The following is a 23,402-nucleotide window of genomic DNA, read 5'->3' on the forward strand; positions in this document are numbered from 1 at the left end:
CTACTTCTTCGCGTACTTGATCGACGACGGGACGAGCTCGGTGCGGGCCCCGCTGGCGGCGCGCAGCGCGGCGCGGCGGGCGTTGATCGGCTCGTCCTGGATCTTGGCGTGCAGCTTGAGGATCGCGTCCAGCAGCATTTCCGGGCGCGGCGGGCAGCCGGGCAGGTACATGTCGACCGGGACGATGTGGTCGACACCCTGGACCACGGCGTAGTTGTTGAACATGCCGCCGGAGGAGGCGCAGACACCCATGGCGAGCACCCAGCGCGGCTCGGCCATCTGGTCGTAGATCTGGCGCAGGACCGGGGCCATCTTCTGCGTGACGCGGCCGGCGACGATCATCAGGTCGGCCTGCCGCGGCGTCGCGCTGAAGCGTTCCATGCCGAACCGGGCGATATCGTAGCGGGAACCGCCGACCGTCATCATCTCGATCGCGCAGCAGGCGAGACCGAAGGTGGCGGGCCACAGCGAGTTCTTGCGCGCCCAGTTGACGAGGCCTTCGAGGCTGGCCAGCAGGATGCCGTTGGGGAGTTTCTCTTCCAGGCCCATGGGTCTAGTTCCAATCCAGGCCGCCGCGCCGCCACACGTAGGCGTACGCGAAGCCGACCGTCGCGATGAACAGCAGGATCTCCACCAGGCCGAACGTGCCCAGCGCGTTCGCCTGCACGGCGAACGGGTAGAGGAAGACCATCTCGATGTCGAACAGGATGAACAGCATCGCGGTGATGTAGTAGGCCACCGGCATCCGCCCGGCGCCGACGAGCGGCTGCGGCGACGGTTCGATGCCGCACTCGTAGGCGGAGAGCTTGGCCTTGTTGTACCGGCTGGGGCCGACGAGCGGGCCCAGCAGGACCGACAGCACGGCGAACGCCAATGCCAGCACGAACAACAGGACCAGGGGCAGGTAGGGCTTCAGGCTCGGGGCCTCTTGCGCCAGCTGCACCGTGTCGGTTCGGGTCAGCAACGTCAGCACGGGGTCTTCGCCATCCTTTCCGCGCCGCTGCGGTTGTGCTTGTGGTGGGGAACCGCTGGGCCTCGTCGGCACCCTAAGGGACCTGGGTCACACCGCCGAGGGTCAGGGTCTCCTTACGGCCCGTGGCTGGACCGTGAGCCGCTTGTGAAATAGTTCACAAGCCACTCGTCGCGGATGTGAAGCGATTCACAAAGCATGGGGGGAGTCTAGGACGCGACTCACACTCTTGTCCCTAGTACCCCGTGTTATAAGGGTCGCCTAAGTTCTGGCGCCATCGTTGTCACGCGCGAGCCACGGCGCCCGCGCGACCTGCGCTAAGGCGTCACAAGATCCAGTTCCGGCGGGACAAACCGGACATCGCGGTGTGAGCTATCCCACTGACCGCACGGCCAACTTGCTGGGCCACTCGTGTGTCCGCGCGCGCAAGAGCCGGGTCAGCGCGGGCTCGGCGTGACCTTCGCCAGCGCCGCGATGAGGCGGTCGACGCCGTCGCCGCCCTTGGCGTCGTAGCAGCCCGACAGGCCCTTGTAGACCAGCGGCAGGAGCTTGTTGATGCGCAGCCCGTACTTCGTGCACGCGTGCATGATCTTCGGCTTGCCGATGATCTTCGCGAAGACGTTGCCCAGCGCGTAGTACCCGCCCATCAGCTCGCCAACGGCCCGCGGGTACGCCTCGAGAGCGCGTTCCCGCGAAGGGCCTTCGCGGCGGGCCAACGCCTGGACGACGACCTCCGCCGCGATCTGCGCGGACTCCATCGCCGCCGAGATGCCTTCGCCGTTGAACGGGCTCACCATGCCGCCCGCGTCGCCGAGCAGCAGGAGGCCGTCGCGGTAGTGCGGGGTGCGGTTGAAGCCCATCGGCAGGCCCGCGCCGCCGACCTTGCCGATCGCGTTCTCCTCGCGGTAGCCCCACTCCTCGGGCGTCCCGTCGAGCCACTGGCGCAGCAGCGCGCGGTAGTCGGTGTTCCGGAACGACGCCGACGTCGACAGCATGCCGAGGCCGACGTTCACCGTGCCGTCGCCGAGCGGGAACGCCCAGCCGTAGCCCGGCAGCAGCTTCGGGTTCCGCGGATCCGAGCGGTCCCACAGCTCCAGATGACCCTCGATGAACGGGTCGTCGTGCCGCGGGCTCTTGTAGTACTGACGCACCGCGACGCCCATCGGGCGCTTCTCGTTCTTCTGGATCCCGACGCTCAGCGCCAGCCGCGCGGACACGCCGTCGCAGGCCAGGACCAGCGGCGCGCGGTAGTGCACCGGTGTCTTCTCCGGCCCGACCTTCGCCTCGACGCCGACGACGCGCCCGGCCGGGCTGGTGATCGCGCCGGTGACCGTCGTGCGCTCGTACAGCCGCGCGCCGGCCTTCACGGCGAGCTTCGCGAGCATGTCGTCGAAGTCGTGACGCGTGCGGGAGACGCCGTACGGCGGGTAGCTGGTCAGGTCCGGCCAGTCGAGTTCCAGCGTCAGGTCGCCGGTGAGGATCCGCAGGCCGCGGCTGTGCACCCAGCCCGCGTCCTCGCTCGTGTCGATGCCCAGGTCGATGAGCTGCTTGACGCCGCGCGGGGTCAGGCCGTCGCCGCAGACCTTCTCGCGGGGGAACTCGGTCTTCTCCAGCAGCAGGACGTCGACGCCCGCGCGTGCCAGGTACGTGGCCACGGTGGACCCCGCGGGTCCGGCGCCGACGACGATGACTTCGGCGTCCTGGTCTGCGGTACGACGGCTCATGGCCGCGAGTTTATGCGGGCTTGCGCGCCCGGTGGATCGCCACGACCCCGAATGTGAGGTTCAACCACTCGACGTCGGTCCAGCCCGCGCTCGCGATGATCTCGCCGAGGGTGCGCTGGTCGGGCCAGGTCAGCATGGATTCGGCCAGGTACTGGTACGCCTCGGGGTTCGACGACGTGCGGCTGCCGACCCAGGTCAGCAGGCGCAGGACGAACTTCCGGTGGACGAACCGGATGGGCGCGAACGGCGGCGTCGACACCTCGCAGATCACCAGGCGGCCGCCCGGCTTGACCACGCGGGCGATCTCGGTGAGCGCGGCCTTCGGGTCGACGAAGTTGCGCAGGGCGAGGGAGATCGTCACGGCGTCGAAGCTCTCGTCGGCGAACGGCAGGTGGAGCGCGTCGGCCGCCACCATCGGCACGTTCCGGTGCTTGCCCGCGCGCAGCATGCCGAAGGAGAAGTCCGCGGCCAGGCACCAGGCGCCGCCGCGGGCGTACTCGACGGTCGACACCCCGGTGCCGGCGGCGAGGTCCAGGACCTTCTCGCCGCGGCGGGCGTCGAGGACGCGGGCGGTGGTGGTGCGCCAGCGCCGGTCGAAGCCGAAGGTCATGAACGAGTTCGCCCGGTCGTACCCGGACGCGACGCCGTCGAACATCGCGGCGACTTCGTGCGGGTCCTTGTCCAGGCTTGCGCGTGACATGACCCGAATCTAGACACCTCAGGGCGCGCGCGTGCGGCGAGGTGGGCCGGGTCGGCAAACCGAAAGCAAAGCCGTAGCAAAGTAACAGCAAAGCCGCCCTCGGCAGTGTCTTTCCCACGGCGGTCGGACAGCCCGCCGAACCCCGAGAAAGGCACTACGAGATGAGCTTCGTCAAGAAGGCGGCGGCCGTGGCCGCGCTGGCCGGCGCCGTCGTCGGTGGTTCCCTGATCAGCTCGGCCCCGGCGCTGGCGGGCACCGACGGTGTGGTGACGATCCAGGGCACCTGTGGCGACAAGTTCGACCCCTCGGTCGGCGGTGGCTCCGCCGCGTGGACGATCACCTGCACCAGCGGCAAGGTCGCGGTCCAGGGCTGGGTCAAGGACACCGACGCCGACGGCAAGGCCGCCGAGGTCTACGGCGCCTGGGGCGACGGCACCAACTTCGGCACCGTCCGCGCCGGCGGCGAGGGCACGAAGAAGGAGTTCAACAAGACCCACGCCGGCTCGCACGTGTACCTCTACCTGCGCGTCATCTGATCTCCCCGGACGGGCCCGTCGCCACGGCCACGGGCCCGTCCGCCAGGATCCGGCGTTCGAGGTCGCGCAGCGCGCGGCCCGGCTCCAGGCCGAGCTGCCGGACCAGCACCCGGCGGGCACCGCGGTAGGCGTCCAGTGCCTCCGCCCGCCGCCCGTCCAGCGTCAGCGCCACCATGAGCAGGTAGTGCAGCCGCTCGCGCAGCGGATACCGCCGCACCAGCCCGGTCAGCTCGGCGACCACGGCGGCGTGCCTGCCGAGGTCGAGTTCGGCCTGGTGCAGCTGTTCGAGCAGGACCAGGCGGCGCTCGGACAGCCGCAGTGCCTCGTCGGCCAGTACCGGGACGTCCAAGCCGCCGTACGGCGTGCCGTGCCACAACCCGAGTGCCTCGCGGATCAGCGCGGTCCGTTCGGCGGGCCGCGGCTCCCCCGCCGCCTGCCCGGCGAGTGCTTCGAACCGTTCGGCGTCGAGTTCGCCCGGCCGGACGACGAGCCGGTAGCCGCCGTGCCCGTAGTCCAGCCGCTCGCGCTCGGGCAGCACGGACCGCAGCTTGTGGACGTGCCAGTGCAGCTTGCGGGCCGCCCGCCGGTCGGGATCGCCGTCCCACAGCGCGTCGGCCAGGACGTCGGCCCGGACGAAGTGGTTGGCGTCGGCCAGCAGCACGCCGAGCAGGATGCGCCGCAGCCGTCCGGGCACCGGCGCCGCCCGCGCGCCGGACACCAGGGTGAGCGGGCCGAGCACCACGAACTCCACGGAAAGCCCCCTTCTCGCGTCGAGAAGTCGATCTTGACCAGCCCGTGTACAAATGACGTACAGAACGGGCAAAGCGGACTCAGCCGTGGGTGGCGAGCATCCCGGCGACCGCCGCGGGCCAGGTGAACTCCTCCGCGCGCGCCCGCGCCGCGGCCCGCCGGGCCTCCTCGGGGCTGTCCAGCAGCTCGGTCACGGCCCGCGCGAAGGCGGGCGCGTGGTCGTCGACCGCCGCGCCGCACCCCGGCCGGACGATCTCCCGCAGCGCCGAGGAGGCCGACACCACCACCGGCGTCCCGGACGCGAGCGCCTCCAGGGCCGCCAGGCCGAACGTCTCGTGCGGACCGGGCGCGAGGGAGACGTCCGCGCTGGCCAGCAGCCGCGCGACCTCGCCGCGGCCGGACAGGAACCCGAGGAAGGTGACCGGCAGGCCGCGAGCCCGGCGCTCGAGTGCCCGGCGCCGCGGGCCGTCGCCTGCCACGACCAGCCGCACCTTCGCGCCCGCCTCGGTCAGCGCGGCGACGGTGTCCACGCTGCGCTCCACGTGCTTCTCCGGCGACAGACGTCCACAGTGGACGATCAGCGCGTCCGCTCCCCCGGCCAGTTCGGCGCGCCTGCCGTCGTCGCGCAGCGCGGGACGGAACGTCGTGAGGTCGACGCCGAGCGGGACCCGCCGGACGTTCGGCGCCGCGATCCGGTCGAACTCCGCGCGCGCGAACGCCGTCGTGCAGACGACCGTGTCGTAGCTCGCGGCCATCCGGCGGTTCGCGACGTCGGCGACGCGGCGCGCCAGCGGCCCCGGCAGCAGGAACTGCTCCAGCAGCCGGTCCAGGCGCTCGTGGGAGATCACCGTGCTGGGGACGCCGTGGCGCCGCGCCCAGCCGCCCATGCCGCGCAGTGTCAGCCGGTCAGACACCTCCAGGCGGTCCGGCGCCAGCTTCCGCAGCACCGCGCGGACGCGGTGCGGGTCGACGGCCCGGTAACCACCGGTGCCCGGGATTTTGGGCGCAGGCAAGGAAAAGCGGCGTACGCCGGTCGGCAGGACTTCGTCGGCGTACCGCGTGCCGGGCACCACGAGCGTCACTTCGTGCCCGCTGGCGACGTAACCGGCGCCGAGGTGGTGCAGCGCCGTGCGCAGGCCGCCCGAGCGCGGCCCGTAGAAGTTCGCGAGCTGGACGATGTGCATCGTCAGGCCGCGCGGGCGGCCCGGCCCTGCACGGCTTCGTAGTGCCCCACCAGCTCGTGGCAGACGGCGGGCCAGGTGCGGCCGAGCACGACCTTGCGCGCCTTCTCGCCGAGCCTCGCGCGCAACGCGGCGTCGCGCAGGGCGTCGACCTTCGCGACCAGCGCCGGGCCGAACCGCGCGCGGTCCGCGGGCAGCAGGTAGCCGGTGCGGCCGGGCAGCACGAGGTCCTTGGGACCACCCGCGTCCGGCGCCAGCACGGGCAGCCCGGACGCCATCGCCTCCTGCACCGCCTGGCAGAACGTCTCGTGCGGTCCGGTGTGGACGAAGACGTCGAGGCTCGCGTACGCCGTCGAAAGCTCTTCGCCGTACTTCGCGCCGAGGAACGCCGCGCCGGGCAGCTGCTGCTTCAGGCTTTCGAGTTCGGGCCCGTCGCCGACGACGACCACGCGGATCCCCGGCAGCCCGGCCAGCGCGGCGAGCCGGTCGACCTCCTTCTCCGGCGCCAGCCTGCCGACGAACCCGACGAGCAGCTCGCCGTCCGGCGCCAGCTCGGCCCGCAGCGCCGGGTCGGCGTGTGCCGGGGAGAACCGGTCGATGTCGACGCCGCGGGCCCAGCGGTGCACCCGCGGGACACCGTGGAGCCGCAGCTGCTCGACCGAGTCGCTGGACGGCGCGAGGGTCCGGTCGGCACGCGAGTGCAGCCGCCGCACCCAGCGCCACGCGGCGCGGGCGGCGAGGCCGAAGCCGTACGCGGCGGCGAACCCGGCGATGTCGGTCTGGTAGACGGCGATCGCGGGGACGCGCAGCCGTCTCGCGGCGGCGAGGCCGCGGGCGCCGACGACGAACGGCGACGCCAGGTGCACGACGTCCGGGCCGAACGCGGTGAGCGCGTTCAGCACCGTGCGCGTGGGCAGGCCGATCGGCAGGGAGCTGACACCGGGGACGTCGAGCGCGGGAATGCGCACGACCGGGGCGCCGCGGTAGCTGTCCGGGCCGGGGCCGGGCGCGATGACCAGCACGTCGTGCGCGCGTTCGCGCAGGTGCTCGACGACCCGCAGGACGGAGTTGGTCACGCCGTTCACCTGGGGCAGGAAACTTTCGGTGACGATGGCGACTCGCACGTCCAGGACGATGGCAGCCGATCCTGGCGGCCTCGTGACACTCCGGCCAACGGTGTCCGAACACTTCGGCCGTTCGAAGATGTCATCTCAAGGTCGTGTCCCGGAAACCAGCGGGGCCCAGACTAAGCAGGCATGACCCTCTTGTCCTCCCGGCCGCCGCGGCCCGTCGAGCCCGGCCTGCTGTCGAGGGCGCTCGAAGTGGCCGGACGGCTGGCCAACGACGCCACCGACGTGATCACCGCGACCGCCGGCCGCGGCGCGCACCCTGCCACGCTGGACTCGCCGTTCGACTGGGTCACCGACACCGACCGGATCCTCGAGCGGCACACGCGGCGCGTGCTGACCGCGGAGTTCCCGGGCATCCCGGTGGTGGGCCACGAGTTCGGCGCCGACCACGGCGCGGACGTCGCCGAGTACCGCTGGGTGGTGGACTCGGTCGACGGCACGGCGAACTACGTGGCGGGCGTACCGTGGTGCGCCTACAGCCTGGCGCTGGTGGACGCGTCCGGACCGGTGGTGGGCGTGGTGGCGGACCCGTACCGCGCCCAGATCTACGCGGCAGCACGCGGCCGCGGAGCCCGCGCGAACGGCAAGCCGGTCCGGCTCACGGACCGCGGCGTAACGGCGGGAGCCCTGGTGTGCACGGAGTTCGCCCGCCGAGGCCCCTGGCCGGGCATGGGCGGCTTCATCGAGCGAGCGGCGGCGGCCCACGCGGGAGTGCGCGTGCTGGGATCGGCGGCATTGTCGATCGCCCAGGTGGCACTCGGCCACGCAGCGGCGGCGGTGCTGCACAGCTACCACGAGTGGGACGTGGCCGGGTCGGTGGCAATGGCCATCGAGGCGGGCGCGGTGGTGCTGGACCGGCACGGCGAGGACACGGCGTTGCCGACCGACGGCCTGCTGGTGGCGGCACCGGGAGTGGCCGACGAAGTGCTGGGCTGGTGGCAGGAGACGGCAGGCTGATCCGTCGCGCGGGTGGCGCGGTCCCGGACCCGGGCGGAGGTATCCGCGCCCACGCACGGCGGCCGGGTTCGGCTTATGGATGGGCTTCGCGGAGAGGACTTCGTGGGGTGGTGGCTGCTGCGGCCGCATGGCAAGGGCGAGGCGGAGCTGGGGTACCGCCTGCTGCGCCAGGGATACGCCGGCTGGAGAAAGCGGGCTGAGCCGGCCCCCGCTGACCGCCCTACACCTCCCCCGCCCCTCGTCCCCGCCGCAGTCAGCACCGGAGAGCCGGGGTCAAGGGTGAGCGAAGCTCATCGCGAAGCGACGCCGAAGGCGCCCTTGAGGCCGGCTCTCCGGTGTTGAACAATCGAAGACGAGGAGCGGAAGACAACCCTCAAGCCGCAACCTCAAACCGAAGCAGCCCGCTTGGCCTGCCGCCGTATCCACCACAACGCAGGCCCAGCCACCAGCCAGGTGAAGAACACGAAACTCCCCAGCGGCAGCAACGTCAAAACCGCCGACCGCCCGGCCACCCTGGCCAGTTCCGGGTCCGACGCGTCGTACTCGATGCGAACCAGCTGGCCCGCCGCCAGCCCGTCCGGGTACAGCACTCCGTTCGCCGGGCTGTGGACGATGCCGTCCGGTGTCTCGAAGTGGATGATCGTGCGGTCGAACGCCACCGAGTCCACCGTGGCCGTTGCCGTGCCGAGCTGGGCTTCGATCGCGTTGTCGTTGCGGATGGCCGCGAACAGCAGGCACACGCACATCACGGTGAGGAGCGAGGCGACGCCGAGGGTGATCCACCACCCGGCGCGCCTCGCCCGCTCACCTCTCGTGCTCACGCCGCGAGCGTAGCGGTCCTCGCTATCCCGCGTGCTCCGCGGCGAGGAACCGGTGGTTCGCCTGGATCTGGTCGTACGACTTCGGCTTCGCCGGAGCCGCGAACCGCGCGGTGACGGCCGCGCCGTTCGGGCCCACCGCGGGCTTGCCCGCCGTGTACAGCCAGGTCTGGAACAGGTCGTGCAGCGGCTTGCCCGAGATCTTCTCCGCCAGCGCGATGAACTCCTGGATCCGGGCGTCCTTGCCCGCCTTCTGGGCGTGCCACGTCTTCAGGATGGTGAAGAACGCGTCGTCGCCGACGGCGGTCCGCAGCGCCTGCAGCGTCAGCGCGCCGCGGTCGTACACCGCGTTGTCGAACTGGTTGTCCGGGCCGACGTCGGCCGGGACGAGCTTCCACAGGGGCGCGTCCGCCGGGTTCGAGTCGTACGTGTACTGCGCCAGCTCGGCGACCGAGCCCTCGCCCTCGTGCTCCGACCACAGCCACTCCGCGTACGACGCGAAGCCCTCGTTCAGCCAGATGTCGCTCCAGCGCCCGAGCGAGACGCTGTCGCCGAACCACTGGTGCGCGTTCTCGTGCGCGATCAGCGTCGTGTTCGAGCCGGCACGGAAGTTGCGGGCGCCGTAGGTCGGCCGGGTCTGGTTCTCCAGCGAGAACGTGATGCCGCTGGTGACCACGCCGCCTTCGGCCTCGAACGGGTACGGCCCGAACTGCGTGCCGAGGAACTCGTTGATCTCCGGGGTCCGCTCGACGCTGGCCTTCGCCGCGTACAGCGAGTCGCCGAGGTCGGCGCCGTAGGCGGTGACGAACGGCTTGCCGTCCGGCGTGGTCGACTCGACGACCTCGTACTTGCCGACGATGAACGACGTGAGGTACGTCGCCTGCGGCTTGGTGCTGCGCCAGTTCCAGCGGGTCCAGCCGGCGCGCTGCTTCGTCTTGCGGACGAGGGTGCCGTTGGAGATGGCGACGGTGTCGTCCGGCGCCTCGATCGAGACGTCGTAGGTCGCCTTGTCGGTCGGGTGGTCGTTGGCCGGGAACCACCACGCCGAGCTCTGCGGCTCGTCGATGCCCAGCGCGCCGAAGGCGCCCTTCTTCCACGCGTTGAGGCCGTCGACCTTCTCGGTCGACGGCGTGTCCGAGTAGGCGACGACGACCGTCGCGGTCTGGCCCTTGAGCAGCGGCTGGGCCGGCGTGACGACCAGCTCGCCGTTGCCGGTCTGGTTCGTGAACTGCGCGGGCCGGTTGTTCACCCGCACGCTGGAGGCCTTCAGCGCGAAGTCGAGGTCGAACCGCGAAAGGTCCTGCGTCGCGGTGAGCAGCAGCGTGGTGGTGCCCGACAGCAGGTCGGTCGCGGGCTGGTAGGTCAGGCGGATGTCGTAGTGCAGGACGTCCGTGCCGCCGTTGCCGGCGTTCGGGTAGTAGGGGTCGCCGACGCCGGGGGCGCCGGGCGACGGCGCCGCGCTCGCGGTGCCGGCGAGCAGCACCGAAACGACGCCGGCCGCGAGCGCACCGAGGCCGGTGCGCGTTCTTGCACGCATTCGAATTCCTCCAAAGGAGTGGAAGCAGCGCGCTCGAACGTAGCCAGGCCAGGCGAAGGCAGGAACAGCCGAAGGGAGGTTTCTTGCTTTCTGGGATTCCACCCGGAAAGCGGTTGACGTCAGGCCGCGGAGACCGCCGAGGACACCGCCGCCCGCAGCCGGGCGTGCAGGTCCCGGTGCCGGGACCGGTCCACCCGCACCTCGACGACCCGCAACCCCGGTTCCGGCCGCAGCGCGGCCCGGAACTCCGTCAGCGTCCCGGCGACGACGTGCGGGACGCGGTAGCCGGCGCACAGCGCGCCCAGGTCGGCGCCGTGCGGGGTGCCGAAGACGCGCTCGAAGCTCGCCGCGTGCTCGGGCGCACCCTGCTCCAGCAGCGAGAAGATGCCGCCGCCGTCGTCGTTGAGGACCACGATCGTCAGGTCGGGACGCTGCTCGGCGGGCCCGGTCAGCAGCCCGGACGCGTCGTGCAGGAACGTCAGGTCGCCCAGCAGCGCGTACGACGGCCCGCGGTGGACGTACGCGGCGCCGATGGCGGTCGAGACCGTGCCGTCGATGCCCGCCACCCCGCGGTTGCGGTGCACCAGCACGTCCGGGCGCAGGCGGCCGGCCAGCGCGACGTCGCGGGTCGGGTTGGACGAGCCCACGACCAGCAGCGAGTCCGGCGGCAGCGCGTCGACCAGCTCGGTCGCGACGCGCAGCCCGCTCGGCCACGGTTCCCCGGCCAGGGTATCCGCGACGGCCGCGGCGGCCGCCGCGTCGGCGCGGCGCCAGCTGGCCAGCCACTCCGGGTCGGCGGGCTTGGTCGGCTCGTCGAACCACTGCCCGACCTGCCGGACGTTGTGCGCCGGCGCAGGCCAGTCCGAGTCCGGGCGCACCAGCAGGACCTCGACCGAGGCGTCCGAGAGCACCTTCTGGATCTGCCGGAACACCGTCGGGCGGCCGAGGCAGAGCACCTGCTCGGGCATGTGCCGCCCGATGAACTCCTCGACGCCGAGCAGCCACGCCCCGGACGAGATCGCCGTGCCGCCGGACAGCCCGAGACCGCCGGTCTCCGACACGACCGGCCAGCCGTGCTGCTCGGCCCACTCGCTGGCCGCCTGGACGCCGGTGTCGCACGCGATGACCAGGCCGTGGCGGGCCGAGGGCACCACGAACGACGGCAGCGCGCCGAAGTCCGGCAGCTCGGTCCAGCGGGACCCGTCGGCGCGGCCGTCGAGTGATTCGTACCACTCGCCGTCGTCGTCGAGATCCGGCACGAGCGGCTCGCGGAACGGGATGTTCAGGTGCACCGGCCCGCAGCGCCACTCGCCGTAGGCGGCGTTCCAGGCCCGGCAGATCTGGCTGCGCCAGTACGAGTTCTGCCCGGCCCGCCGTTCGGCGACGGCCAGCTCGTCGAAGTAGCGGACGGCGTCGCCGTAGAGCTGGTGCTGGTCGATGACCTGCGACGCGCCCGCGGCCCGCAGCTCGGGCGGCCGGTCGGCGGTCAGCACGATCAGCGGGACACCGGCCCGGTCGGCCTCCAGGACCGCCGGGTGGAAGTTCGCGGCCGCGGTGCCGGACGTGCAGAGCACGGCCACCGGGCGGCCGGTGCGTGCGGCGATGCCGAGGGCCAGGAACGCCGCGCCGCGTTCGTCGATCCGGACGTGGAGCTGCAGTTTCCCGGCCGCGGCGGCGTCGTACAGCGCGATCGACAGGGGCGCGTTGCGGGAGCCGGGGCAGAGGACGACGTGGGAAACCGTGTTGCGGACGAGTTCGTCGACGATGACCCTGGCCTGCGCGGTGGAAGGGTTCACCGGCACGCCCCTGGTACACCGAGATCTGTCATGTCCACACGTCCTATCCTCGCAAACGTGGATGACGCCCGAGTTTCCGAGCTGTTCGATCCGGCCGCGTGGACCGAGGTCGAAGGTTTCGCCTTCACCGACATCACCTACCACCGCTCGGCCGAGAGCCGCGGCGGCAAACGCGTCGTGCGCATCGCGTTCGACCGCCCGGAGGTCCGCAACGCCTTCCGGCCGCACACCGTCGACGAGCTGTACCGGGCGCTGGACCACGCCCGGATGAGCGCCGACGTCGGTTGTGTCCTGCTCACCGGGAACGGCCCGTCGCCCAAGGACGGCGGGTGGGCGTTCTGCTCCGGTGGTGACCAGCGTATTCGCGGACGGTCCGGGTATCAGTACGCGAGCGGGGAGACCTCCGACACGGTGGACCCGGCGCGGGCCGGGCGGCTGCACATCCTCGAGTGCCAGCGGCTCATCCGGTTCATGCCGAAACCGGTGATCGCGGTGGTCCCGGGGTGGGCCGCGGGCGGCGGGCACTCCCTGCACGTCGTGTGCGATCTCACGCTCGCCTCGGCCGAGCACGCGAAGTTCAAGCAGACCGACGCCGACGTCGGCTCGTTCGACGGTGGCTACGGCTCGGCCTACCTGGCGAAGATGGTCGGGCAGAAGTTCGCCAGGGAGATCTTCTTCCTCGGCCGCGAGTACTCCGCCGAGCAGATGCACCACATGGGCGCGGTGAACGCCGTCGTCCCGCACGCCGAGCTGGAGAAAGAGGCGCTGACCTGGGCGTGGGAGATCACGCGCAAGTCGCCGACGGCGCAGCGGATGCTCAAGTACGCGTTCAACCTCACCGACGACGGCCTGGTCGGCCAGCAGCTGTTCGCCGGCGAAACCACCCGGCTGGCGTACATGCAGGACGAGGCCGTGGAAGGCCGCGACGCGTTCCTCCAGAAGCGCGACCCCGACTTCAAGGACGTCCCCTATTACTACTGAGCTGCTCCCGGTCCACCTCGACGGCTCGCCCGGCGCGCTCGCGACGCTGAAGGCGGCGGTCGCGGACGCGCTGGGCGGCGGCCCGGCGGTGCTGCCGTTCACCGATCCCGCGCTGCGCGACGCGATGGCCCCGGCCGAGCCCGCCGAGCCGGGCACCGCCGTGGTCATCGCCACGTCGGGGTCGACCGGCGCGCCCAAGGGCGTGCTGCTGTCGGCCCGTGCGCTGGTCGCCTCCGCCGAGGCGACCCACGACCGGCTCGGCGGCCCCGGCCAGTGGCTGCTGGCCACGCCCGCGCAGTACATCGGCGGGCTGCAGGTGCTGGTCCGGTCGCTGCTCGCGCGCACCGAACCGGTCCTGCTGCCCGGGACCGGCTTCCGGCCGGACAGCTTCGCGGCCGCGGCGGCGACGCTGACGGGCAGCCCCCGCTACACGGCACTGGTCCCGACCCAGCTGGTCCGCCTGCTCGACGACGGCGGCGCGGGGCTGGCCGCGGCGAAGACGTTCGACGCGATCGTGGTCGGCGCGGCGGCGACGTCCCCGGCGGTGCGGGAGCGCGCGGCCGACGCGGGCGTGCGGATCGTGCCCGCGTACGGGATGAGCGAGACGGCGAGCGGCTGCGTCTACGACGGCTTCCCGCTCGACGGCGTCCGCGTCGACGTCACCGGCGACCGGATCCGCATCGCCGGCCCGCTCCTCGCGCACGGGTACCGGCGACGGCCGGACCTGACGGCGGAGGCGTTCCGCGACGGCTGGTTCACGACGTCGGACCGCGGGATCCTGCACGACGACGGCCGCCTGGAGGTCCTCGGCCGCGCCGACGACATGATCAACACCGGCGGCGTGAAGGTGTCGGCGAACGCGGTCGAGCGGTGCCTGTGCGCCCAGCCGGGCGTGCGCGACGCGTGCGTCGTCGGCGTGCCGGACCCGGAGTGGGGCGAGGCGGTGGTGGCACTGGTCGTCCCGGCAGGTGAACCCGGCGACCTGCGCGCGGCGGTCCGCGCGGAACTGGGCGCGGCCTCGGCCCCCAAGCGCATCGAATACGACGCGGAGCTGCCGTTGCGCGGCCCCGGCAAGGTCGACCGGGCGGCGGTGCGGTCGCGGCTGGCACCCGGAGCGCGCGGCTGAATGGTGGCACTTCGTTGACATCACGGGGTGCAAGCAGTTGGCTACCGGTCATGACGCGCTGGATCAGAACCGCTCTTCTCAGCACCGCCGTCACCCTGGGGGTCCTTCTTCCCGCCGGGACGGCACTGGCCGACGGCCCCACCGTCGATCCCAACAGCGGCCAGCTGGCGTGGCAGCTGCCGACCACGGACTGACTTCCCGGGTTCCTCCTCGCGGGTGATCACCATGGCGTTGAATGACGCCATGGCGAGCTTGAACGAGTGGATCGAAGGGGCCCGGCCGCGGACGCTGCCCAACGCGGTCGCGCCGGTGGTGGCGGGTGCCGGTGCGGCGGTCGCGCTGGACGCGTTCTCGTGGGGACGTTCGGTGCTGGCGCTGCTGGTCTCGCTCTCGCTGATCGTCGGCGTCAACTACGCCAACGACTACTCTGACGGCATCCGCGGCACGGACGAAAACCGCGTCGGCCCGCTGCGGCTGGTCGGCTCGGGTGTCGCCGCGCCGAAGGCCGTGCTGGCCGCGGCGCTGGCCGCGCTGGGCCTGGCCGGGGTGCTGGGGCTGGTGCTGGTGGCCGTCAGCGGGTACTGGTGGCTCCTCGCGATGGGCGGGCTGTGCATCCTCGGCGCCTGGTTCTACACCGGCGGCAAGAAGCCGTACGGCTACTACGGCTTCGGCGAGATCGCCGTGTTCGTGTTCTTCGGGCTGGCCGGCGTGCTGGGCACGGTGTACGTGCAGGCGGGCCGGGTCAGCTGGGCGGGCCTGGCGTGCGCGGTCGCGGTCGGCTGCTTCTCGACGGCGGTCCTGACGGCCAACAACCTCCGCGACATCCCGACGGACGTCGAGTCGGGCAAGCGCACCCTGGCCACCCGCCTCGGCGACCGCGGCACCCGGCGGCTCTACCTGGCGCTGATCGCGGTGCCGTACGTGCTCGGCGTGGTCTTGGGCATCTTCGACCCGCTGGTCCTGATCACGCTGGCGACGGCCCCGCTGCTGCTCAAGTCGGTCCGCGCGGTCGGCGGCGGCGCACAGGGCCGCGCCCTGATCCCGGCCCTGCGGGACACCGGCCTGGCCATGCTCGCGTGGGCGATCCTGGCGGCGGTGGCCCTCGCCTTCTGACGGGCCCGCTTGAGACCTAGTCCTGCGGGAACTTGCCCGTCGTCAGGAACTCCTCGAACAACGCCGTGTGCGGGGCCAGGTCCAGGCCCTGCTGGGCCACCCACTCGTCGTTGTAGTACGTGTGCGCGTACCGCTCGCCGCCGTCGCACAGCAGGGTCACGACGCTGCCCGCCTGGCCGTCCTCGACCATGCGGGAGATGAGCCGGAACGCGCCGTAGAGGTTCGTTCCCGTCGAGCCGCCCGCCCAGTGCCCGGTGCGCTCGCGCAGCAGGCGGATCGCCGCCAGCGAACCCGCGTCGGGGATCTGGAACATCTCGTCGATGACGCCCGGCACGAACGACGGCTCGCAGCGCGGCCGCCCGATGCCCTCGATCCGCGACGGCATGCCGGTGCCGTAGTCCAGCGCGCCGGTCTCCCATGCGCCGTAGAACGACGAGTTCTCCGGGTCCACCACGCAGATCTTCGTCGTGTGGCGCTTGTAGCGGACGTACCGGCCGAACGTCGCGCTCGTGCCGCCCGTGCCCGCGCCGACCACGATCCAGCTCGGTACCGGGTGGCGTTCCGAGCGCATCTGGGCGAACACCGACTCGGCGATGTTGTTGTTGCCGCGCCAGTCCGTCGCGCGCTCGGCGTAGGTGAACTGGTCGAGGTAGTGCCCGCCGCACTCGGCCGCGAGGCGCTCGGCCTCCGGGTACATCGCGGGGGCTTCGTCGACGAAGTGACATTCGCCGCCGTAGAACTCGATGAGCGCGACCTTCTCCTTCGACGTGCGCCGCGGCACGACGGTGATGAAGCGCAGGCCCAGCATCCGCGCGAAGTACGCCTCGGACACCGCGGTGGACCCGCTGGAGGCCTCGACGAGCACCGTGTCCGGCCCGATCTGACCGTTGACCAGCCCGTACAGGAACAGCGACCGGGCCAGCCGGTGCTTCAGCGAGCCGGTCGGGTGGACGGACTCGTCCTTGAGGTAGAGGTCGATGCCCCACTCCGGGGGCAGCGGGAAGACGTGCAGGTGCGTGTCGGCGCTGCGGTTGGCGTCGGCCTCGATGATCCGGACAGCCTCGCGGACCCAGCTGCGGCTGTGGCTCATTCGGGCTGTCCCGGAGCGTCGCCGCGCAGCTGCGCGCGCAGCTGGGCACGGGCCCGTGCGCGCTTCTCGTTGCGCTTGGCCAGCCCGGCCGTGACGCGGGCGTTGAGGCCGCGGAACAGCAGCAGGCCCAGCGGCAGCCCGACGATCAGCCCGATGACCAGCGCGACCAGCAGCGGCACGCCCACCAGGGCCAGCACCCCGGCGATCACCCCGACCAGCACGAACCGCGCCAGCAGGTACAGCGTCAGGTCACGGGGCAGGTGGCCGGCTTTCTCGTCGCTCACATCGATGCAGGCTACGCCCCGCCCGCCCGGTCCTTCTGCAGGCCCGCGTTGTTCGGGCGGCCCTCGAACCGCGTCGAGAGCACCACGGTGGTGTTCGTCCGCCCCACGCCGGGGATGCGGCGGAGCCTGCCGAGCGTGCGCTCCAGCTCGTCGACGGTCGGCACGCGCACCTTGACGACGAACGCCTCGTCGCCCGCCACCGCGTAGCAGCTCTCGACCTCGTCGAGCTCGGCGAGTGCGTCGGCGACGTCGTCCTCCGTGGCGGTGTCGGTCGGGTGGATGCCGACGAGGGCGGTGACGCCGAGCCCGACGGAACTCGGGTCGACGACCGCGTGGTAGCCGGTGATCACGCCGGCGGCCTCCAGCTTGCCGACCCGCTCGTGTACCGACGACGCGGAGAGCCCGACGGCCCGGCCGAGGTCCGCGTAAGTGGCCCGTCCGTTGATGCGCAACGCTGCGATGATCTTCCGGTCCAACTGATCCACGGCATCACTCTATGCGGTTGGACAATCCCCCATTGGCACCACGTCTCGCCCCCGGCACCCCGCCGGGACGGCGTCTGCGCACGTCACGCTCACCGGACGTTAGTTGCGGACCGTAAACAAACTGTCCGTTTTGACCTTTAAGGGCTCTTTACTCAAGGACAACCGTTCGAGTACCCGACGGGTGAAGTGCAACGATTGCCTCGTTGGCTACCCCGGCGCGACGGGCCAGAAGGGCCCGGACGCCTCCGGTATAGCAGTGAGTTCGTGAAGGAGGCGGAAAATGACCGCGACGATGGGCGGACGTCTGCTCACCCCTGGCGAGGTGGCAGCGCTGTTCCGCGTGGACCCGAAGACGGTCACCCGGTGGGCGACGGCGGGCCGGATCGGCTCGATCCGGACCCCGGGCGGGCACCGTCGGTTCCGGGAGTCCGAGGTGAACGAGCTCCTCGCCGAGCTGACCACTGACGCCAGCGAGCCGGCGCGCGGCGCCTGAACCATCCCGGCACCGGGGCCGTGTCGGGTACGGGGAAACCACCCCGTCCCGCGCGGCCCTTCGCGTTTTCACCGCCACTCCGCACGACGGGGTGGGGCCGGAAGGGCCCGGAGAGGTTAACCTCGGGGGACTGGCAGCCACACGGAAGGATCCGGCATGCTCGCTCTGCTCGCGGCGGTCGGCGCGCTGGTCGTCGCCCTGCTCCTGTGGCGGTCGTTCGCCGGCCAGCGGATCGGGGTGCCCTCGGCCCCGCGCCGGGCCCCGCTCGCCCCGGACGACGACCCCGACTTCCTGCGCCAGCTGGCCGAACAGCAGCGCAAACGCCGGGACGAAGACAGCTGACCCGGCCTTTACCTTTCCCCGGAACCCGTAACTCGCGTGATCCGGCCCGTCACTGACGTGATCGAAGCCGGAACTCGCGAGTTCCGGCTTCAATCACGCGAGTTCCGGCTCTGATCACGCCGGTGACGGCTCAGCGGTAGCCCTGCGAGAGCGGGGTGGCGAAGCCGTCGGCGACCGTGGCCGCCAGCTCCAGGAGGGCCAGGCGGGTGTCGCCGGTCAGGCGGTCCAGCTCGATCTCCGCGCCTTCCTCCAGGTGCGGGTCGAACGGGATCTTGCACACCGCGCGGACCTTCGCGCCGAAGTGCGCCGACAGCTTGTCGAGGTCGACCGAGCCGCCCTTCGGACGCACCGAGTTGATCACCGCGACCGAGCGTTTCACCAGCTCGCCGTAGCCGTGGGCTTCGAGCCAGTCCAGGGTCGCCGAGGCGCTGCGGGCGCCGTCGACCGAGCCGGACGAGACGACGACCAGCGCGTCCGCGACGTCCAGGACGCCCTTCATCGCCGAGTGCATCAGGCCGGTCCCGCAGTCGGTGAGCACGATGTTGTAGAAGTGCTCCAGCAGCGTGACCGTGCGCCGGTAGTCGTCCTCGGAGAAGGCCTCCGACACGGCCGGGTCCTGTTCGCTGGCCAGGATCTCCAGCCGGCTGGAGCCCTGGGACGTGTACGACCGGACGTCGCTGTAGCGCGTGATGCGGGCTGCATCACGCAGCAGGTGCCGGACCGTCGCCGTGGTCTCCAGCGGGATCTTCTGGGACAGCGTGCCGCGGTCGGGGTTGGCGTCCACGGCGACCACGCGGTCGCCGCGCAGGGACGCGAACGTCGAGCCCAGCGTCGTCGTCACCGTCGTCTTGCCGACGCCGCCCTTCAGCGACAGCATCGCGATCTTGTAGCACCCGCGCAGCGGCTGGTTGACGCGCGCGATGAGGTCGCGGCGCTGGGTGTCGGCCGGGCTCTCCCCCGGGTTGATCAGCTTGCCGCTGCCGAGGTAGAGCGCCTTGCGCCAGCCGGACTGCGGGGGCCGCTTGACCTGCTTGACCAGGTGCGCGGTCGCCAGCTCGTGGCCGCCCGGCTGCGCCGCGTGCCGCCCGCCCTGTGGCTGGGGCAGGCCGGACGGCTGCTGCGGGTACTGGGCCTGGGCGTACTGCTGCGCCGGGTCGTACTGCGGCTGCAGCGGCGGCAGGTTCTGGTCGTAGCCGTAGGGCACCTGGTGCGGCCCGGAGACGGCCGGGTTCGGCACCTGGTGGGGACCCGACACGGCCGGGTTCGGCACCTGGTGCGGGCCCGACACCGCCGGGTTCGGCGGCGGCGGGACGGCCTGCGTGGGCTGCACGTCGTACGCCCCGGACGTCTCCGGGTGCGGGTGCGAGTCCGTCCGGTCCTCGGAAAACAGCCGCTGTCCTGGCTGCTCGGGGTGGCCTGGAGCCGATTCTTCGCTGGGTCCGGTCACCGGTGAAAACCTCCGCGCGCTCCGCCTGACACCTCAGTCCCCCGGTGTCGACGGTAGTCGGCGCGCCCGCGGGATGCTCAGCCCACCCCGGCGTAGGAGTGCAAGCCCGCCGTGACGAGGTTCACGAAGAACAGGTTGAAGATGATCGCCGCGAACCCGACGATGTTGATGGCCGCGGCCCGCGCGCCCCGCCAGCCCGCGGTCGCCCGCGAGTGCAGGTAGGCGGCGTAGACGACCCACGCGATGAACGCGACGGTCTCCTTCGGGTCCCAGCCCCAGAACCGGCCCCACGCCGACTCGGCCCAGACCGCGCCGCAGAGCACGCCGAAGGTGAACACCGGGAAGGCGAAGATGGTCGTCCGGTAGGCGATCCGGTCGAGGACGTCGGCCGCGGGCAGCTTCGGGGCGAACCGCGCGAACTTCGTGCTGTCCTTGTCGTACGCGGCGCGGAACAGGTAGAGCACGCTCGCCACGCCCGGCACCAGGAAGACGCCGGAGCCGATGATGGCCGCCGAGACGTGGATGACCAGCCAGTACGACTGCAGCGCGGGCTGCACCGGGGCCGCGGTCGTGTACAGCAGCGTCCCGTTGATGAACATCAGGATCACGACGGGCAGCAGCAGGAAGCCGGTGAGGTGCCGGACCGGGAACTTCCGCATCACGACCAGCCAGGTGGCCACCGTGATGAAGGTGACCGCCATGCCGTACTCGTACATGTTGCCCCACGGCGCGCGGTGCACGGCCAGGCCGCGCAGCACGATCGCCGACAGCTGCAGCAGCGCGCCGAGGACGAGCAGCGCCGCGCCCATCCGGCCGATCCGCTCGGGCTTGCCGACCTCGCGGGGCGCGGCCGGGGCCTCTTCGACCGGCGGCCCGCCGGCGCCGACGAGTTCCCGCGCCCGCAGCTTGGCCCGCTCGGCGGCGAGCCGGCCCTTCGCGCCGAAGCCCTGCTCGACCAGCGTCATCATCAACGCGACGACGTAGATCGCCGCGGCGGTCGTGTAGAGCCAGTCGCTGTAGGTCGACAGCGTCTCGTTGATCGGCATGCCTCAGCCCTTCTGCCCACTGATCAGGCGGTCACTGACCCGGTGGAACTCCTCGCCGTACCCGGCCTGGTCGGTGCGGGCCAGCCCGGCGACCTCGATCACGGTACCCGGCTCGTCCTCGGTTCCCGGCTTCACCCGCACCCACAGCCGGCGGCGCTTGACCAGCAGCGACGCGCCCAGCCCGAGGAACATCGCGATGGCGAAGCCGAGCACGAAGCCCTGCGTCGGGTCGTGGGACACCTGGAGCGAGACCCACTGGCCGACGCCGTCGAAGCGGATCTTCGTGCCGTCGTCGAGCTTGATCTCCTGGCCGACCTTCAGGTTCTCGCGGGCGACCTTCTTCAGCCTGCCGTCGTCGACGAGCGACTGGTCGACCTGGAAGACGGACTGGCCGCGCCCGGCGTCCAGGCCGAGGTCGCCGCGCAGGATGTCGACGGCGACGGCGGGGTCCTTCAGCTCCGGCGCCGACGACGTCAGGACGTTGCCGTGCATGAATGACGTCGGCGCGAACAGGCCGGTGACGGCCAGCTGCCGGGTCCGCCGCTGCACCTCGTCGGTGATGCCGGGCTGGTCGAACTTCGTCGCGCCTTCGGCGAGCATCGTGGCGGGGTCGACCGTGCGCCACTGGGTGTTCTGGGTGCGCTGGGTGCCGTCCGGGAAGGTGACGGTGAACTTCGGCGAGTAGCCGTGGCCGAGCAGGTAGACGCGGTCGCCTGCGGTGCGCAGCGGCGAGTTGACCTCCAGGCCGTACGGGTGCCAGGTGCCCGTCTCGAGGTCCTGGCCGGACTGGTACTCGATGTTCGAGTGGTAGTAGTCGGGCTGGCCGGACTCGGTGAAGCGCGCGGTGAAGTCGTTCACCTTGACGCAGAAGGGGTTCAGGTCGGTGCCGTCGACGCGCAGGCCCGCGTTGAACGAGTCGTAGTTGTAGATGCCGGAGTTGCAGAAGGTGCTGCCGTCGGCCTGCACGATGACCTGGCCCTCGTAGCCGAAGAGCTTGCCGAGCGCGAAGAAGACGATCAGGCCGAGCATGCTGAAGTGGAAGACGAGGTTGCCGGTCTCGCGGAGGAACCCGCGTTCGGCGGAGATCGTCCGGACCCCGCCTGCTTCTTCCCGCTCGACGCGGCGCCAGCCGGACAGCTGCTTGTGCGCGGCGGCGATCTCGGTGGCGACGTCGTTCTCGCCGCGGCCGATCCGGTGGTGCGGCATCCGGGCCAGGTTGCGCGGGGTGAGCACCGGCTGGGCGCGCATCGCCTTGACGTACTCGAAGCTGCGCGGGGTCAGGCAGCCCACGAGCGAGACCATCAGCAGCAGGTAGATCGCCGAGAACCAGACGCTGGAGTAGACGTCGTAGAACTCGAGCTTGTCGAGCAGGGTGCCCCACCAGCCGTGTGCGGCGATGTACTCGTCGACCTTGGGGGCGTTGAGCTTCCGCTGCGGCAGGAGCGCGCCCGGCAGAGCGGCCAGTGCGAGCAGGAACAGCAGGACGAGCGCGGTGCGCATCGACGTCAGGCCGCGCCAGGTGTTGCGCAGGAAGGCGAAGGTGCGCTTCGCGGGCGTCGGGCCTTGCGGCGCTTTGGGGGGCGCTTCGGTGGTCGTCACAGGGGAAGCCTCAGGTCGAGGGCGAATTCGTTGCGGAGCCAGCCCATCAGCTCTCCCCAGACGCCGGTGACCAGCAGGACACCGACGGCCATCAGCAGCACGCCGCCGAAGATCTGCACCTGGCGGCCGTGCCGCCGCACCCAGTCGGTGGCGCGCACGGCCCAGCGGGCGCCGAGCGCGATGAGCAGGAACGGCACCCCGAGGCCGAGGCAGTAGACGGCGATCAGCAGGTAGCCGCGGGCCTCGGCGCCGCCCGTCGCGCTGGCCAGCGTCATGACCGCCGACAGGGTGGGGCCGATGCACGGCGTCCAGCCGAGGCCGAAGATCGCCCCGAGCAGCGGGGCGCCCCAGATGCCGCCGCGCGGGACGTGGTGCGAGCGGAACTCGCGCTGCAGGCCGGGGATCCAGCCGAGGAAGACGAGCGCCATCGCGATGGTGAGGACCCCGCCGACGCGCTGCAGCCAGCTCTGGTTGAGCACGAGCGTGTTGGTGAGCCAGACGAGGGTGCCCAGCGTGCCGACGAAGACGACGGTGAACCCGAGCACGAACAGCAGAGCGGCACCGAGGACGGCCCACCGGCCCCGCTTGCGCTCTTCGTCGGCGCTGACCGCGGGAGCGTCCGCACCGACCAGCGCGGCGAGGTACGCGAGGTACCCCGGCACCAGCGGCACCACGCACGGCGAGGCGAAGGAGACGGTCCCGGCCAGCAGCGCGACGCCCGCGGCGAGCAGCAGCGGTCCGGAGATCGCCAGCTCGGTAACGGAGTTCACCCCGTTGAGGGTAGGCAGTGAGGTCCTGGTGAGAACGCCGGGGCCGCTTCACAGGACCTGAGTCACAGCAGATCAGGACCTTGGTCCCGCCGGCCCGGGTCAGAGGTGGAGTTCGCCGCCGCCGTTCAGCGCCGCGTTCAGGTTGGGGCCGTAGTCGCGGTACTCCTGGGTGTTCAGCTCCGGGGTCCCGTTGCTGGTCACCGTCTCGTACGTCGTGTACGGGTAGCAGCAGCTGCCGATCGACAGCCGGTCGCCCGCCCATGCACCGGACAGGTTGCCGTGGACCAGGCCGTTGCTGTTGTTCTTCCACATGCGCAGCGTGCGGCCGTGGCCGCTCACTTCCTTCTGCAGCGTGAAGCCCTCGACGGCGGCCGAAGCCGGTACCGACACCACCGTGGTCGCGGCGCACGCGATCACCGCGGCCAGCGCCATCTTCCTGAGCATGGGAAACCCCCTGGTCCGGACAAAACGATCATGTGGACCATAACCGAACCACGGCGATGGTGCGGGAGTTTCCCCCGATCGCG

General features: G+C 71.5%; 26 protein-coding genes. 8 read left to right on the forward strand and 18 right to left on the reverse strand.

Going from position 1 to position 23,402, the window contains the following annotated elements:
* From ABJI51_RS29125 to ABJI51_RS29140, 4 genes are all read right to left on the reverse strand, one after another.
* Nucleotides 1-549: a NuoB/complex I 20 kDa subunit family protein gene (locus tag ABJI51_RS29125; protein ID WP_348954220.1), complete on the reverse strand. Its 549-nt coding sequence runs from the start codon at nt 547-549 to the stop codon at nt 1-3.
* A gap of 4 nt (nt 550-553) precedes the next feature.
* On the reverse strand, nt 554-973 hold the full coding sequence (locus ABJI51_RS29130; RefSeq protein WP_348954221.1) for an NADH-quinone oxidoreductase subunit A: 420 nt from the start codon (nt 971-973) through the stop codon (nt 554-556).
* Nucleotides 974-1,407: 434 nt separating this feature from the next.
* Entirely contained in the window at nt 1,408-2,694 is a 1,287-nt protein-coding gene (locus ABJI51_RS29135) for a geranylgeranyl reductase family protein (protein WP_348954222.1), read from the reverse strand.
* Nucleotides 2,695-2,704: 10 nt separating this feature from the next.
* On the reverse strand, nt 2,705-3,394 hold the full coding sequence (locus ABJI51_RS29140) for a demethylmenaquinone methyltransferase (protein ID WP_348954223.1): 690 nt from the start codon (nt 3,392-3,394) through the stop codon (nt 2,705-2,707).
* A 161-nt stretch (nt 3,395-3,555) separates the two neighbouring features.
* Between ABJI51_RS29140 and ABJI51_RS29145 the strand changes: the two genes are divergently transcribed.
* Nucleotides 3,556-3,930, forward strand: coding sequence for a hypothetical protein (locus ABJI51_RS29145; protein ID WP_348954224.1), 375 nt, complete (start codon nt 3,556-3,558; stop codon nt 3,928-3,930).
* Here ABJI51_RS29145 and ABJI51_RS29150 read toward each other — a convergent pair.
* From ABJI51_RS29150 to ABJI51_RS29160, 3 genes are all read right to left on the reverse strand, one after another.
* Nucleotides 3,923-4,681 carry an AfsR/SARP family transcriptional regulator gene (locus ABJI51_RS29150; RefSeq protein ID WP_348954225.1) on the reverse strand — a complete coding sequence of 253 codons (759 nt, stop codon included), beginning with the start codon at nt 4,679-4,681 and terminating at the stop codon, nt 3,923-3,925. The genes ABJI51_RS29145 and ABJI51_RS29150 overlap by 8 nt on opposite strands.
* Nucleotides 4,682-4,760: 79 nt before the next feature.
* Complete coding sequence (locus tag ABJI51_RS29155) at nt 4,761-5,864, reverse strand: glycosyltransferase (RefSeq protein ID WP_348954226.1); 1,104 nt, start codon at nt 5,862-5,864, stop codon at nt 4,761-4,763.
* Between the two features lie 2 nt (nt 5,865-5,866).
* Nucleotides 5,867-6,985, reverse strand: a complete 1,119-nt coding sequence (locus tag ABJI51_RS29160) for a glycosyltransferase family 4 protein (RefSeq protein WP_348954227.1) — start codon at nt 6,983-6,985, stop codon at nt 5,867-5,869.
* A 132-nt stretch (nt 6,986-7,117) separates the two neighbouring features.
* On the opposite strand from ABJI51_RS29160, the gene ABJI51_RS29165 reads away from it, so the two are divergent.
* Nucleotides 7,118-7,948: an inositol monophosphatase family protein gene (locus ABJI51_RS29165; RefSeq protein ID WP_348954228.1), complete on the forward strand. Its 831-nt coding sequence runs from the start codon at nt 7,118-7,120 to the stop codon at nt 7,946-7,948.
* Between the two features lie 386 nt (nt 7,949-8,334).
* Here ABJI51_RS29165 and ABJI51_RS29170 read toward each other — a convergent pair whose 3' ends face one another.
* The 3 genes from ABJI51_RS29170 to menD all read right to left on the reverse strand — a co-directional run bounded on the left by ABJI51_RS29170 (nt 8,335) and on the right by menD (nt 12,099).
* Nucleotides 8,335-8,769: a DUF3592 domain-containing protein gene (locus ABJI51_RS29170; protein ID WP_348954229.1), complete on the reverse strand. Its 435-nt coding sequence runs from the start codon at nt 8,767-8,769 to the stop codon at nt 8,335-8,337.
* A 22-nt stretch (nt 8,770-8,791) separates the two neighbouring features.
* Nucleotides 8,792-10,303, reverse strand: coding sequence for a M1 family metallopeptidase (locus ABJI51_RS29175; RefSeq protein ID WP_348954230.1), 1,512 nt, complete (start codon nt 10,301-10,303; stop codon nt 8,792-8,794).
* 119 nt (nt 10,304-10,422) lie between these two features.
* The gene (gene menD / locus ABJI51_RS29180) at nt 10,423-12,099 is read right to left on the reverse strand and encodes a 2-succinyl-5-enolpyruvyl-6-hydroxy-3-cyclohexene-1-carboxylic-acid synthase (RefSeq protein ID WP_348954231.1); all 1,677 of its coding nucleotides are present in this window, start codon (nt 12,097-12,099) and stop codon (nt 10,423-10,425) included.
* Nucleotides 12,100-12,156: 57 nt separating this feature from the next.
* Here menD and ABJI51_RS29185 point away from each other — a divergent pair, with 57 nt between their 5' ends.
* The 4 genes from ABJI51_RS29185 to ABJI51_RS29200 are packed head-to-tail and all read left to right on the forward strand — an operon-like array spanning nt 12,157 to nt 15,319.
* Nucleotides 12,157-13,080 (forward strand): 1,4-dihydroxy-2-naphthoyl-CoA synthase, encoded by a 924-nt coding sequence (locus tag ABJI51_RS29185; protein WP_348954232.1) that lies wholly within the window; start codon nt 12,157-12,159, stop codon nt 13,078-13,080.
* Nucleotide 13,081: 1 nt separating this feature from the next.
* Nucleotides 13,082-14,206 carry an o-succinylbenzoate--CoA ligase gene (gene menE / locus ABJI51_RS29190; RefSeq protein ID WP_348954342.1) on the forward strand — a complete coding sequence of 375 codons (1,125 nt, stop codon included), beginning with the start codon at nt 13,082-13,084 and terminating at the stop codon, nt 14,204-14,206.
* 50 nt (nt 14,207-14,256) lie between these two features.
* Nucleotides 14,257-14,400: a hypothetical protein gene (locus ABJI51_RS29195; RefSeq protein WP_348954233.1), complete on the forward strand. Its 144-nt coding sequence runs from the start codon at nt 14,257-14,259 to the stop codon at nt 14,398-14,400.
* 49 nt (nt 14,401-14,449) lie between these two features.
* Nucleotides 14,450-15,319, forward strand: coding sequence for a 1,4-dihydroxy-2-naphthoate polyprenyltransferase (locus ABJI51_RS29200; RefSeq protein ID WP_348954234.1), 870 nt, complete (start codon nt 14,450-14,452; stop codon nt 15,317-15,319).
* A gap of 16 nt (nt 15,320-15,335) precedes the next feature.
* On the opposite strand, the gene cds1 is transcribed toward ABJI51_RS29200, so the two are convergent.
* Genes cds1 through ABJI51_RS29215 form a run of 3 tightly spaced genes read right to left on the reverse strand, consistent with a single transcriptional unit; the run spans nt 15,336 to nt 17,178 of the window.
* Nucleotides 15,336-16,409 (reverse strand): L-cysteine desulfhydrase Cds1, encoded by a 1,074-nt coding sequence (gene cds1, locus ABJI51_RS29205; RefSeq protein WP_348954235.1) that lies wholly within the window; start codon nt 16,407-16,409, stop codon nt 15,336-15,338.
* Entirely contained in the window at nt 16,406-16,693 is a 288-nt protein-coding gene (locus ABJI51_RS29210; protein WP_348954236.1) for a DUF4229 domain-containing protein, read from the reverse strand. The genes cds1 and ABJI51_RS29210 overlap by 4 nt, the downstream gene beginning before the upstream one ends.
* An 11-nt stretch (nt 16,694-16,704) precedes the next feature.
* Nucleotides 16,705-17,178, reverse strand: coding sequence for an Lrp/AsnC family transcriptional regulator (locus tag ABJI51_RS29215; protein WP_348954237.1), 474 nt, complete (start codon nt 17,176-17,178; stop codon nt 16,705-16,707).
* A gap of 280 nt (nt 17,179-17,458) precedes the next feature.
* Between ABJI51_RS29215 and ABJI51_RS29220 the strand changes: the two genes are divergently transcribed.
* A complete protein-coding gene (locus ABJI51_RS29220) occupies nt 17,459-17,671 on the forward strand; it encodes a BldC family transcriptional regulator (RefSeq protein ID WP_348954238.1) in 213 nt (70 codons plus the stop codon).
* Nucleotides 17,672-17,827: 156 nt separating this feature from the next.
* Nucleotides 17,828-18,013: a hypothetical protein gene (locus ABJI51_RS29225; protein WP_348954239.1), complete on the forward strand. Its 186-nt coding sequence runs from the start codon at nt 17,828-17,830 to the stop codon at nt 18,011-18,013.
* A gap of 130 nt (nt 18,014-18,143) precedes the next feature.
* Here ABJI51_RS29225 and ABJI51_RS29230 read toward each other — a convergent pair whose 3' ends face one another.
* The 5 genes from ABJI51_RS29230 to ABJI51_RS29250 all read right to left on the reverse strand — a co-directional run bounded on the left by ABJI51_RS29230 (nt 18,144) and on the right by ABJI51_RS29250 (nt 23,319).
* The gene (locus ABJI51_RS29230; protein WP_348954240.1) at nt 18,144-19,460 is read right to left on the reverse strand and encodes a nucleotide-binding protein; all 1,317 of its coding nucleotides are present in this window, start codon (nt 19,458-19,460) and stop codon (nt 18,144-18,146) included.
* Between the two features lie 77 nt (nt 19,461-19,537).
* Nucleotides 19,538-20,506 carry a c-type cytochrome biogenesis protein CcsB gene (gene ccsB, locus ABJI51_RS29235; protein WP_348954241.1) on the reverse strand — a complete coding sequence of 323 codons (969 nt, stop codon included), beginning with the start codon at nt 20,504-20,506 and terminating at the stop codon, nt 19,538-19,540.
* A 3-nt stretch (nt 20,507-20,509) separates the two neighbouring features.
* Nucleotides 20,510-22,105 (reverse strand): cytochrome c biogenesis protein ResB, encoded by a 1,596-nt coding sequence (gene resB, locus ABJI51_RS29240; RefSeq protein ID WP_348954242.1) that lies wholly within the window; start codon nt 22,103-22,105, stop codon nt 20,510-20,512.
* Nucleotides 22,102-22,875, reverse strand: a complete 774-nt coding sequence (locus ABJI51_RS29245; protein ID WP_348954243.1) for a cytochrome c biogenesis CcdA family protein — start codon at nt 22,873-22,875, stop codon at nt 22,102-22,104. The genes resB and ABJI51_RS29245 overlap by 4 nt, the downstream gene beginning before the upstream one ends.
* Before the next feature lie 99 nt (nt 22,876-22,974).
* Nucleotides 22,975-23,319: a hypothetical protein gene (locus tag ABJI51_RS29250; RefSeq protein ID WP_348954244.1), complete on the reverse strand. Its 345-nt coding sequence runs from the start codon at nt 23,317-23,319 to the stop codon at nt 22,975-22,977.
* Between the last annotated feature and the right edge of the window lie 83 nt (nt 23,320-23,402).

It is taken from the genome of Amycolatopsis melonis (assembly GCF_040064235.1).
GTDB lineage: Bacteria > Actinomycetota > Actinomycetes > Mycobacteriales > Pseudonocardiaceae > Amycolatopsis > Amycolatopsis melonis.